7 protein-coding genes are annotated in these 12,381 nt (G+C 62.9%); all 7 read left to right on the top strand.

Annotated features, from left to right (window positions below; genetic code table 11):
- Positions 1-228 precede the first annotated feature (228 nt).
- The 7 genes from OS035_RS15360 (at position 229) to OS035_RS15330 (ending at position 12,355) form a co-directional block, all read left to right on the top strand.
- Positions 229-2,097, top strand: coding sequence for an adenylate/guanylate cyclase domain-containing protein (locus OS035_RS15360; protein WP_097628737.1), 1,869 nt, complete (start codon positions 229-231; stop codon positions 2,095-2,097).
- Positions 2,098-2,191: 94 nt separating this feature from the next.
- On the top strand, positions 2,192-2,869 hold the full coding sequence (locus tag OS035_RS15355; protein WP_054184216.1) for a response regulator: 678 nt from the start codon (positions 2,192-2,194) through the stop codon (positions 2,867-2,869).
- Complete coding sequence (locus tag OS035_RS15350; RefSeq protein ID WP_097628736.1) at positions 2,866-4,248, top strand: sensor histidine kinase; 1,383 nt, start codon at positions 2,866-2,868, stop codon at positions 4,246-4,248. Before OS035_RS15355 ends, OS035_RS15350 begins: the two co-directional genes overlap by 4 nt.
- A gap of 98 nt (positions 4,249-4,346) precedes the next feature.
- The gene (locus tag OS035_RS15345; protein ID WP_183778614.1) at positions 4,347-7,673 is read left to right on the top strand and encodes a transglutaminase family protein; all 3,327 of its coding nucleotides are present in this window, start codon (positions 4,347-4,349) and stop codon (positions 7,671-7,673) included.
- A 30-nt stretch (positions 7,674-7,703) separates the two neighbouring features.
- The gene (locus OS035_RS15340) at positions 7,704-10,121 is read left to right on the top strand and encodes a circularly permuted type 2 ATP-grasp protein (protein ID WP_097628734.1); all 2,418 of its coding nucleotides are present in this window, start codon (positions 7,704-7,706) and stop codon (positions 10,119-10,121) included.
- 5 nt (positions 10,122-10,126) lie between these two features.
- Positions 10,127-11,005, top strand: coding sequence for a transglutaminase family protein (locus OS035_RS15335; protein ID WP_183778613.1), 879 nt, complete (start codon positions 10,127-10,129; stop codon positions 11,003-11,005).
- Between the two features lie 114 nt (positions 11,006-11,119).
- The gene (locus OS035_RS15330) at positions 11,120-12,355 is read left to right on the top strand and encodes a vWA domain-containing protein (RefSeq protein ID WP_331813906.1); all 1,236 of its coding nucleotides are present in this window, start codon (positions 11,120-11,122) and stop codon (positions 12,353-12,355) included.
- Positions 12,356-12,381: the final 26 nt, after the last annotated feature.

Here is a 12,381-nt window from a genome sequence, read left to right as displayed (position 1 = left end):
ATCACTCCGCTTTCTCCGATTATGATCGCCATTTCACCACAAAGGATTAGCGTCGAACGCCATCCTTCACCCATTCAGAGTATTGATGAAGATCGGCGACGCTATATGGTCGCGCTGCCGTGTCAAACCGTCGAAACCGCCCGAATTTTGTTATTCGTGGGACGACTCTACGCGACAAAAACTCTATAAAAAGCTAGGACTATTCTGGGAAGATCCATGGGAGGGGTCATGGAACGACGACTGAGCGCTATTCTCGCTGCGGATGTCGTTGGCTATAGCCGACTGATGGGCATTGATGAGGCCGGCACGCTGCAGGCGCTGAACCGCCACCGCTGCGAACTGGTCGACATTCGGATTTCGGACTACAAGGGCCGGATCGTCAAACTTACCGGCGACGGCATCCTTGCCGAATTCCAGAGCGTTGTGAATGCCGTCGCCTGTGCTGCCGAAATCCAGCGCAGCATGGCGGCCCGCAACGAGAACGTGCCCAAGGACGAACGCGTCGAATTTCGTATCGGCATCAATCTCGGTGATGTCGTGGTCGAGGACGGCGATATCTTCGGAGACGGCGTCAATCTTGCCGCCAGGCTTGAGCGTATCGCAGCGCCGGGCGGCATCGCCGTCTCGGCCTCGGTACGCGATCAGGTCGGCGCGCGCCTCAATCTCGGCTTCGAGTTCATCGGCGAGCATATGCTCAAGAACATCCGGCAGCCGGTTCAGGTCTATACCGTCACCCTGGCGCCGCCCTCCTCGGCGAAATTGGTCGCGCAGAACCGCAATACCTGCTTCATCGCCGTGCTGCCCTTTACCAATATGAGCGGCGATGCCGACCAGGACTATTTCTCCGACGGCATCACCGAAGACATCATCACCGATCTCTCCAAGATCTCCAGCCTGCACGTGGTGCCGCGCAATACCATCTTCACCTACAAGGGCATATCGGTGAAGGTGAAACGGCTCGCCCAGGAACTTGGCGTGCGCTACGTGCTCGAGGGAAGTGTGCGCATTTTCGGCAATCGCGTTCGCATTTCCGGCCAGCTGATCGACACCGCCAATGGCGATCACCTCTGGGCCGAACGTTACGACCGCGACCTGACCGACATCTTCGCCATCCAGGATGAGATCACCCATGCGATCGTCGGCCAGTTGAAGGTGCGTCTGCTGCCGGAGGAGAAGAAGGCGATCGCCAATGAGCCGACCGCCAATGTCGAGGCCTATACTTATTATCTCCGCGGCCGCCAGCTCTCCCACACCTGGACCAAATCCTATCTCCAGCTCGCAAGGCGGATGTTCTGCAAGGCGGTCGAGCTCGACCCGGATTATGCCCGCGCCTATGCCGGCATCGCCGATTGTGACGCGGCGATCCGCGACTGGGCTCCTGACGACGTGCCGCTGCGGCGCATCCTCGAGATGAGCGCCCGCGCGCTGGCACTTGATCCCGACCTTCCCGAGGCCCATGCCTCTCACGGTCTGGCCCTGCATCAGAGCGGCTTTGATGACAGAGCGGCGGCGGCCTTCGAACGTGCCCTGGCGCTCGACCCGAACCTGTTCGAGGCGAATTTCCATTATGCCCGGTTCTTCTTCATGCACGGCAACTTTGCCGAATCGGTTCAATATTTCACCCGCGCCGCCGCGATCCGCCCTGACGACTACGTCTCGCCGATCCATCTGATGTCGGCCTACCGATCGCTCGGCCGTGTGTTGGATACGGAAAACTGGGCGCGTCTCGGTCTGCTGCGCGCCGAACGCGCGCTGAACCTCAATCCGGAAAATTCCGGCCCGGCCCATCGCGGCGCGCTGGCGCTTGCGCATATGGGCGATACCAAGAGAGCGCGCGACTGGGCCGCCCGCGCCATCGCCATCGATCCCGACGACATCGTCGCGCAGTATAATCTCGCCTGCGTCTATTCCGTCCTCGGCGATGTCGACCAGGCGATCGATCTCCTTGAGAGGCTGCTGCCGCACAGCTCCGTCTACCACATCAAATGGTTCAACAATGATTCCGATCTCGACAACATCCGCGACGATCCCCGCTTCCGGAGACTACTGGCCGCCGCAATGATGCAGCGCGAACGGATCGAAAGGACCGGGAGCTGAAATCGGCTTTCCCACGGCCGTTCACCAATCTTCAAAATCGCTGTGACATCGCTCCCTCACCTCTGTAATCTCCCTTGAAAAACAGGGGACATCCGTGCGCATCCTGCTTACCGAAGACAATATCGCGCTGGCCGACGGCCTGTCGGCGATCTTGCGCGGCACGGGCCATGCCGTCGATGTCGTCCATGACGGCGCATCCGCCAATGCGGTCATCGCCGCGGAAAATTTCGATCTTGTCATTCTCGACCTCAACCTGCCCGAGATGGACGGGCTCGACGTGTTGCGTGCCATGCGCGCCCGGCAGAACCAGGCGGCCGTCCTCATCCTGACCGCGCGCGGCACGCCGGAAGAACGGGTGAAGGGCCTCGATCTCGGCGCCGACGACTATCTGATCAAACCTTTCGACATAGCTGAATTCGAGGCCCGCGTGCGCGTGCTTCTGCGCCGCCAGGCGGGCCTGCGCTCGGCGACCGTCAGTTTTGGCGGCATCTCCTTCGATCTCAATTCCCGCGCTTTTTCGGCCGGCGCCACACCGCTCGATATTCCCGCCCGCGAGCTCGGGCTGCTCGAAATTCTTTTCATGCGGGCCGGCAAGGTCGTCGCCAAGGAAGCGATCATTCAGTCGTTGACGGCCTTCGACGACGACATTTCCTCGAACGCCATCGAGCAATATGTCAGCCGCCTGAGGAAACGTCTCTCGCCGCACGGCCTGACGGTCAAGACCGCCCGCGGCATCGGCTATTATCTCGACAAGCTCCCTGAGGCCTCATGAGATCAGCCTATTCCCTCAGGCGCCGGCTTCTCTTCTGGCTGCTCGTCTCCACGGCCGTCATCGGCACGCTGGCGCTTGCCGATACCTATCGCGAGGCTGTGCAGACCTCGAACATCGTCTCCGACCGTGTTCTCGCCGGCTCGGCGCTGGCGATCGCCGAACGTGTCGTCGTTGCCGAGGACGGCTCGCTGCAGGTCGATATCCCCTATGTCGCGCTTGAAATGCTGACCTCGGCCGCGCAGGACCGCGTCTTCTACCGCGTCGACGGTCCGCCGGGCAAATTCATCACCGGCTACCAGTCGCTGCCGGTCCTAAAGAAAACGCCAGCCAATGCTGCCGCTTTCGCCGACGACACCTTCCGCGGCGAGCCGATCCGCGTCGCCACGCTCGAACGCTCCGCCTCGACAGGCATTCGCTCCGTGCCCTTCGTGGTGACGGTCGCCGAAACCACGATCGCCCGACGGCAGTTGGCGCAAGCGATCCTCGTGCGCTCGGCACTGCGCCTCGCCTTCATGATCGCCGGTGCCGCCGTCATCGTCTGGATCTCGGTCACCGTGGCTCTGCGCCCGCTCTACAAACTCGGCGATGCCATCGGCGAACGCAGCCCCGATGACCTGCACCCGATCGAGCAGACCGTGCCGAGCGAGGTCGAGCCGCTGGTCGATACGGTGAACAGCTTCATGGTCCGCCTGCAATCGGCGCTCGATGCGCTGCGCCATTTCACCGGCAATGCCAGCCATCAGCTGCGCACGCCCCTGGCGATCATCCGCACTCAGCTCGCCCTTTCCGCCCGCGCCGGCTCGCTTACGGAGGCCCAGGCGGCAGCGCTGAAGGGGGATCAGGCCGTGGCGCATGCCGAACGCATCCTCGCGCAGCTTCTGCTGATGGCAAAGATCGACGCCGCTACCGCCAAGGAGGCGCTGACCGCCTCCGCCATCGATCTTGCCGCCATCGCCCAGGAAATCACCGGCGAACAGATCCCGACCGCTGCCGTCGCCGGTATCGATCTCGGCTTCGAGGGCGAGAGCCCGGCGATGATCCGCGCCGAACCGTTGCTGATCGGCGAAATGCTGCGCAACCTTGCCGGAAATGCCATCGCCTATGCCGGCAAAGGGGCGGAGGTCACCGTCCGCATCATTGCAGCCACGGAGACGATCCGCCTCGAAGTCGAGGACAACGGCCCCGGTATTCCCCGCAATAAACTGGAGGCAGTGCGCGGGCGTTTTTCGCGCGGCAATCAAACTGGTGCGCAAGGCACTGGCCTCGGCCTGCCGATCGTCGAGGAAATCGCCAATCTTTTCAACGCCGACCTGACGCTGGAGCCAGGCCTGAACGGAAAGGGTCTGAAGGCGGTCGTCACCTTTGCCAAGGCGGCTTAAAAGCCTTCTGCCCTCCTTGCTTTATTTCGCTGCATTGCACACACTGATGTCGGGAACAGCAAGCCGCACGACGATGCGAGCCGGATAAAAAGAGAAATATGTCGATCAAAGCCAGTATCTATCATCTGACGCATTACACTTATGACAAGCCGGTCCGCCTCGGCCCCCAGATCATCCGGCTGAAACCTGCCTCGCATTCGAAGACGAGGGTGCTCAGCCACTCGCTGAAGGTCACGCCTTCAAACCACTTCGTGAACCTGCAGCAGGACCCCTACGGCAATTACCTCGCCCGCTACGTTTTCCCGGACCCGGTGACCGAGTTCAAGATCGAGGTCGATCTCGTCGCCGACATGACGGTCTATAATCCCTTCGACTTCTTCGTCGAGGAAGAGGCGACCAAATGGCCCTTCGGCTATCCGGAAACGATCCAAGAAGATCTGTCGATCTATATGACGCCGGAACCGGCCGGCCCGCGGCTGAAGGCGCTGCTGCCGACGCTCGACTGGTCGCCCGGCCAGCCGACGGTCGATATGATCGTCGGGTTGAATGCCCGCCTGCAGCGGCAGATCGGCTATGTCATCCGCATGGAAACCGGCGTGCAGACGCCAGAGGAAACCCTGGAAAGTGCCAAGGGCTCCTGCCGCGACACCAGCTGGCTGCTCGTCCAGATCCTTCGTCATCTCGGCCTGGCCGCCCGCTTCGTCTCCGGCTATCTCATCCAGCTGACGCCAGATCTGAAGGCGCTCGACGGCCCCTCCGGCACCGAAGTCGATTTCACCGACCTGCATGCCTGGGCCGAGGTCTATCTGCCCGGCGCCGGCTGGGTCGGCCTCGATCCGACCTCCGGCCTGTTGACCGGCGAAAGCCACATCCCGCTTGCCGCCACCCCGCACTACCGCAATGCCGCTCCGATCTCCGGCGGTTATTTCGGCGAGGCCGAAACCGAATTCGCCTTCGACATGAAGGTGTCGCGCGTCGCCGAACATCCGCGCATCACCAAGCCTTTCTCCGACGAAAGCTGGGAGGAGCTCAACGAACTCGGCGAGACGGTCGACCGTGTCCTCGAGGCCGAGGACGTGCACCTGACGATGGGCGGCGAGCCGACCTTTGTTTCGATCGATGATTTCCAGTCCGAAGAATGGAACACCGCCGCCGTTGGCCCGACCAAGCGCGAAAAGGCCGACAGCCTGATCCGCAGGCTGCAGGAACGCTTCGCCCCCGGCGGCTTCCTGCATTACGGCCAGGGCAAATGGTATCCGGGCGAAAGCCTGCCGCGCTGGACATTCTCGCTCTACTGGCGTCGCGACGGCAAGCCGGTCTGGCAGAACCTCGATCTGGTCGCGGCCGAAGGCAAGGATACCGGCGTTACCGCCGAGGATGCCGAGAAACTGCTGACGGCAATCGCAAGAGAACTGGCGATCAAGCCCGACATGGTGCAGCCGGCCTACGAGGATCCAGCCGACTGGATCATCAAGGAAGGCAATCTTCCCGAAAACGTCGATCCGGCGAATTCGAAGCTGAAGGATCCCGAAGAGCGTAACCGCATCGCCCGGGTCTTTGCCCGCGGCCTTACCGTCGCCACAGGTTACGTCCTCCCGGTTCAGGCATGGAACGCCAAGGCGGCCGAAAGCCGCGTCTGGATCAGCGAGAAATGGCGCAGCCGCCGCGGCCGGATCTTCCTCGTCCCGGGCGACAGCCCGATCGGTTACCGCCTACCGCTCGGCACCCTGCCTTATGTTCCCCCGGCACGTTATCCCTATATCCACCCTGCCGATCCGACGATCCCGCGCGGACCGCTGCCCGATGTCTTCGTGCCGGCTGGCCGCGCCATGCCGGAAGCCTCCTTCCAGGCTGGCGAGAGCAATCGCGGCCGGATCGAACAGACGCTCGGTGAGATCGGCGGCGCCGTGCGCACCGCCATGTCGGTCGAGCCGCGCGACGGCAGGCTCTGCGTCTTCATGCCACCGGTCGAGCGCATCGAGGATTATCTGGAGTTGATCGCCGCGGCCGAAAACGCTGCGGCCGAACTTAAGCTTCCCGTTCATATCGAAGGCTACCCGCCGCCGCCGGACGAGCGTATCAACGTCATCCGCGTCGCTCCGGATCCCGGCGTCATCGAGGTCAACATTCATCCGGCCTCGAATTGGAAGGAATGCGTCGACATCACCACTGCGGTCTATGAGGAGGCGCGGGCCACCCGGCTCGGCGCTGACAAGTTCATGATCGACGGCCGTCATACCGGCACCGGCGGCGGCAACCATGTCGTCGTCGGCAGCGCCAATCCGAACAACAGCCCGTTCCTCCGCCGTCCCGACCTCTTGAAGAGCGTCGTCCTCCACTGGCAGCGCCACCCTTCGCTGTCCTACCTCTTCTCCGGCATGTTCATCGGCCCGACCAGCCAGGCGCCGCGCATCGACGAGGCCCGTCACGACAGCTTGTACGAGCTGGAGATCGCCATGGCGCAGATCGCTGCCCCCGGTCGCGGCCAGCAGCCGCTTCCCTGGCTGGTCGACCGGCTGTTCCGCAACCTTTTGACCGATGTCACCGGCAACACCCACCGCGCCGAGATCTGCATCGACAAGCTGTTTTCGCCCGACGGCCCGACCGGAAGGCTCGGCCTCATCGAGTTCCGCGGCTTCGAGATGCCGCCGAACGCTCGCATGTCGCTTGCCCAGCAATTGCTGGTGCGCGCGCTGATCGCCCGCTTCTGGATCAACCCGGTCGACGGCAAGTTCGTCCGCTGGGGCACGACCCTGCACGACCGTTTTATGCTGCCGCACTTCGTCTGGGCCGATTTCCTCGACGTGCTTGCCGACCTTCGCGAAAACGGCTTCGACGTCAGCCCGGAATGGTTCAAGGCCCAGCTCGAATTCCGCTTCCCCTTCTGCGGCGAAGTCGAATACGAGGGCTCGAAACTGGAACTGCGCCAGGCACTGGAGCCTTGGCACGTCATGGGCGAAGAAGGCGCGCCGGGCGGCACCGTCCGCTATGTCGACTCGTCCGTCGAACGGCTTCAGGTGCGGCTCGAAACCAGCAATACGGCGCGTTATACCGTCACCTGCAACGGCCGCACGCTGCCGCTGACGCCGACCGGCACGGCGGGCGTGTCGGTCGCCGGCGTCCGTTACAAGGCCTGGCAGCCGGCCTCCGGTCTGCATCCTGTGCTGCCGATCAACACGCCTTTGACTTTTGACATTTATGATACATGGTCGAAGCGTTCGATCGGCGGCTGCATCTATCATGTTGCCCATCCGGGCGGCCGGACCTATGACACCTTCCCGGTCAACGGCAACGAGGCGGAAGCAAGGCGGCTCGCCCGCTTCGAGCCGTGGGGACATACGGCGGGCGGTTATATCCCGCGCGCCGAGACGGGCTCGCTGGAATTCCCGCTGACGCTGGATCTGCGGCGGCCCGCTGGAATTTGATGCCGGGGTTGGGGGATAGCTTGGGTTTTGATGGGTAAGAGGCCGGCAATAGAGCGCAGGGAAGAGACGGAGGACCGCACCGGCAAACGTGCGGCCTTCGACTATGCGCCGCTTCCCGGCACCGCCGACGAGATGGTTGACAACAAAGGCAGGGTCCGCCCGGTCTGGCAGCATTTCCTCTCGCATCTGAGCGCAATGCCGGAAAAGGATCTTGCCGAGCGATTTGCTCGCGCCGACCGCTACCTCAGAGACGCCGGTGTCTTCTACCGTGCCTATGGCAGCAAGGGCACCGGCGAACGCGCCTGGCCGATCTCCCATATCCCGGTACTGATCGACGAGCGAGAATGGCAGACGCTGTCGGCCGGCCTCGTCCAGCGCGCCGACCTGCTGGAGGCGATCGTCGCCGACATCTACGGCGACAACCGGCTGGTGGAGGAAGGCGTCCTGCCGCCGGCGCTGATGGCCGCCAATCCCGAATTCCAACGTCCGCTTGCCGGCATCCGGCCGGCCTCCGGTCATTATCTGCACTTCTGCGCCTTCGAGATCGGCCGCGGGCCGGATGGCAATTGGTGGGTGCTGGCCGACAGGACGCAGGCGCCATCAGGCGCCGGCTTCGCGCTGGAAAGCCGCGTCGCGACCACCCGTGCCTTCTCGGATATCTATGCCGAAACGCCGGTCCACCGCCTCGCCTCGTTCTTCGGCGCCTTCCGCGATGCGCTGCAGGGAATGAAACATTCTGGCGACGACCGCATCGCCGTGCTGACGCCCGGCCCCGCCAACGAGACCTATTACGAACACGCCTATATCGCCCGCTATCTCGGCTTCATGCTGCTCGAGGGTGAGGATCTCACCGTCGTCAAGGGCCGCGTCATGGTGCGCACCGTCGCCGGCCTGAAGCCGATCGGCGTGCTCTGGCGCCGTCTCGATTCGGCCTTTGCCGACCCGCTCGAGCTGAACCAGAATTCGCATATCGGCACGCCCGGCCTCGTCGAAGCGCTGCGCGCCGAAAGCGTCACCATCGTCAATGCGCTCGGTACCGGCGTTCTCGAGACAAGGGCGCTGCTGGCCTTCATGCCGACCATCTGTCGCCGTCTGCTGGGGCAGGATCTGCAGCTGCCCTCGATCGCCACCTGGTGGTGCGGCCAGGAGGAAGAGCGCGAGCACGTCGCCAAGAATATCGAGAAGATGGTGATCGGCCCGGCCTATTCCCGCGCCCCCTTCTTCGACGATGACGGCGAATCCGTGCTCGGATCGTCGCTGCGGGCGACCGCCAAGGATTCCATCACCGACTGGCTGAGTTCGGACGGCCCGAAACTGGTGGGACAGGAGGTGGTGACGCTCTCGACGACGCCCGCCTGGGTGGACGGCAAGCTGGTGCCGCGGCCGATGTCGCTGCGCGTCTTCGCCGCCCGCACGGCGAACGGCTGGCAGATCATGCCCGGCGGCTTTGCCCGGATCGGCTCCGGCGCCGATGTCGCGGCGATCGCCATGCAGTCGGGCGGCGCGGCCGCTGACGTCTGGATCGTCAGCGACAAGCCGGTCGAGCGCCACACGCTGCTCCCGGCCGAGGGCAGCTTTACCCGCAACATGCCGGGCAGCCTGCCGAGCCGGGCGGCCGACAATCTGTTCTGGCTCGGCCGCTACATCGAGCGCGCCGAAGGGGCGCTGCGCATCCTGCGCGCCTGGCATGCGCGTTACGCCGAAGCCGCCGATCCGAGCCAGCCATTGCTCGCCGACGTCTCCGCCTATCTCTCAGCCGTCGATATCGACACCGCAGAACCCGTGCCGGAAACGCTGCTGCGCAACATCGACAGCGCCGTTTATTCGGCCAGCAATATTCGCGACCGTTTTTCGCCGGATGGCTGGCTGGCGCTCAACGATCTCGCCAAGACCGCCCGCCGCTTCCATGTCACCGTCGCAGCCGGCGACGACGCCAGCCACGCGATGACGATCCTTCTGCGCAAGCTTGCGGGCTTTGCCGGCCTTGTGCACGAGAACATGTACCGTTTCATGGGCTGGCGCTTCCTCTCGCTCGGCCGCTATATCGAGCGCGGCCTGCACATGACCCGGCTGCTCGGCCACATGTCCGGCCCGGAAGCGCCCGACGGCGCGCTCGACATGCTGCTCGAAATCGGCGACAGCGTCATGACCCACCGCCGCCGCTACAACGTCAACACGGCGCGGCTGACCGTCACCGACCTGCTGGCGCTCGATCCCCTCAACCCCCGCTCGGTCCTCTTCCAGGTCAACGAGATCCACCACGAGGTCGAGCAACTGCCGAACGCCTTGATCAACGGCCAGATGTCGCCCTTCTACCGTGAGGCGATGCGGCTTCATTCGGGCCTGGCGGTGATGACGCCGGAGGGCATGGGGCCAGAGGTCTATCAGCGGCTCGAACGCGAATTGGAGCAGCTTTCCGATCTGCTCGCTCAAACCTATCTCGGGTGACGGCGATGCTTTACGATCTTTCGCTGCGCATGGGTTACAGCTACGACGTGCCGGCCTCCGGCGCTCGCCACATCATGCGCCTGATGCCGCTGTCGCTGACCAACAGGCAGCGCCTGGTCGCCGGCTCGATCACAATTTCGCCGACGCCGGACGAGCAGTCGCATTTCGTCGATTTCTTCGATCATCCCGCAACCGCCTTCATGCTGCGGGCGCCGCACGAGACGCTCGACATTCGCATGCAGGCCCGCGTGCAGGTGGAAAGCCAGCCGATCGCCGCCGATTTTTCGCCGCTGCTGGCCGACTTGCCGGAGGAACTGTCAGGCGTCTGGTCGCTGGCGGCGGATTCGCCGCACCACTTTCTCGGCGAAAGCCCGCGCCTGACCCAGGCGCGCGAGATCAGCGACTTTGCCCGAAGCTGCGCCATGCCCGATCTGACGGCGATGCAAATCGCCTACGCGATCTGTGCCCGCATCCACAAGGATTTCACCTACGACGCCGACGCGACGACAGTCGACACGACGCCGCTTGAGGCATTTAGGTTGAAGCGCGGCGTCTGCCAGGATTTCACCCACATCATGATCCTGGGGCTGCGAAGCCTCGGCATTCCGGCCGGCTATGTCTCGGGTTTCCTGCGCACCATCCCGCCGCCCGGCAAGGAACGCCTCGAAGGGGCGGATGCCATGCATGCCTGGGTCAGGATCTGGTGCGGCCAGACGATCGGCTGGATCGAACTCGACCCGACCAATAACATCCCCGCCGGCACCGACCACATCGTCGTTGCCTACGGCCGCGACTATTCCGACGTCGTTCCCGTCATCGGCGTGTTGAAGAGTTATGGCGGCCAGCGCGCCGTCCAGGCCGTCGACGTAATCCCGCTGAAATAATCCCAAAACTGGAAAAATCCGCCGATTCGTTAAAATCCTATTGACGTCGTAAGTCAGGCGTAAAGAAGCAGCGTGCGTTAATCACCTCACAGAGTTTCCAGTTGGGTGAACATGATGAGCACCTCCTTTTTGCATCTCTGCCTGCGTCGCATGTTCAGCGATCGAGGCGGCAACTTCGGTATCATGACTGCGATTATGGCGCCGGTTCTCCTCGGGGTTGCCGGCGTAGCGATCCAGGTCGGGGATATGATGCTCTCGAAGCAGCAGTTGCAGGAGGCCGCCGATTCAGCGGCGCTGGCGACCGCTACGGCGCTAGCGAACGGCACGATCCAAACGTCGCAAGCCGAGGCCTTCGCGCAGAATTTCGTCGCCGGCCAGATGGCGAATTACGTGCAGAGCGGCGTCGATATCAAGAGCGGGACGAGCGTCAATGTGCAGACAAGCACATCGGGCAAATCGACATCCTACCAGGTAACGGTTTCACCGAGTTACGACCTTACGGTCAATCCGCTCATGCAGGCGGTCGGCTTCAAGACGCAGCATCTCTCGACCTCCGGCACGACGGTCGGCGGGCACTCACAGACCCAAGGCTCGATCTCGATGTTTCTCGCGCTCGATAAATCAGGATCGATGGGGGAGGCTACCGCGACCGTCAATGCGGACGACCCAACGGAATCGTACACCTACGATTGCAACCTCCATTACAATAGCAAGAATAATAAGTGGGTTTACGACAAATGCACCGGCAGCCGCACAAATTACTACACCAAGATCGAGGCGCTTAAGATCGCCGCCGGCAATCTCTTCGGCCAACTGAACAGCGCCGATCCCAATGCGGAGTACGTGCGCACCGGCGCCGTGTCCTATGATATCAACCAATACACTCCGAGCAATCTCGCCTGGGGAACCACCGGTGTTACCAGCTATGTCAACGCACTTCAGGCGAATGGCGGCACGAATTCGAGCGGCGCAATGAGCACCGCCTATTCGTCCCTGACCGCGAAGAATGCTGCGGGGAACGACGCCGAAGACTCCGCCCACAAGCTGAAGACCGGGCAAACACCCAAAAAGTACATCGTCCTCATGACGGACGGCGACAATAACGACGATAGCAGCGGCGGCCGTTCATATGATACGCTGACCAAGGCAACATGCGACACGGCCAAATCCAAGGGCATCGAGATCTATACGATCGCCTTCATGGCCCCGGCGGGGGGACAAACGCTGCTGCATTATTGCGCCTCCGATGACTCCCACTATTTCCAGGCGGAAAAAATGGAAGACCTGCTCGCCGCGTTCAAAGCGATCGGAGCGAAGGCCTCTGCTCAGATGACACGTCTGACGAACTGATTAAGGCCCGGGAAACGTAAAACGAA

The organism is Rhizobium sp. 268 (assembly GCF_036571585.1).
GTDB classification, from domain to species: Bacteria; Pseudomonadota; Alphaproteobacteria; order Rhizobiales; family Rhizobiaceae; genus Rhizobium; species Rhizobium redzepovicii.
The sequence above is the reverse complement of the archived record's forward strand: the minus strand, read 5'-3'. Positions and strand labels throughout refer to the sequence as shown.

Coding starts and splice junctions, on each gene's coding strand:
- OS035_RS15360 (WP_097628737.1), top strand. CDS start 229: ATGGAACGACGACTGAGCGCTATTCTCGCTGCGGATGTCGTTGGCTAT.
- OS035_RS15350 (WP_097628736.1), top strand. CDS start 2,866: ATGAGATCAGCCTATTCCCTCAGGCGCCGGCTTCTCTTCTGGCTGCTC.
- OS035_RS15345 (WP_183778614.1), top strand. CDS start 4,347: ATGTCGATCAAAGCCAGTATCTATCATCTGACGCATTACACTTATGAC.
- OS035_RS15340 (WP_097628734.1), top strand. CDS start 7,704: ATGGGTAAGAGGCCGGCAATAGAGCGCAGGGAAGAGACGGAGGACCGC.
- OS035_RS15335 (WP_183778613.1), top strand. CDS start 10,127: ATGCTTTACGATCTTTCGCTGCGCATGGGTTACAGCTACGACGTGCCG.
- OS035_RS15330 (WP_331813906.1), top strand. CDS start 11,120: ATGAGCACCTCCTTTTTGCATCTCTGCCTGCGTCGCATGTTCAGCGAT.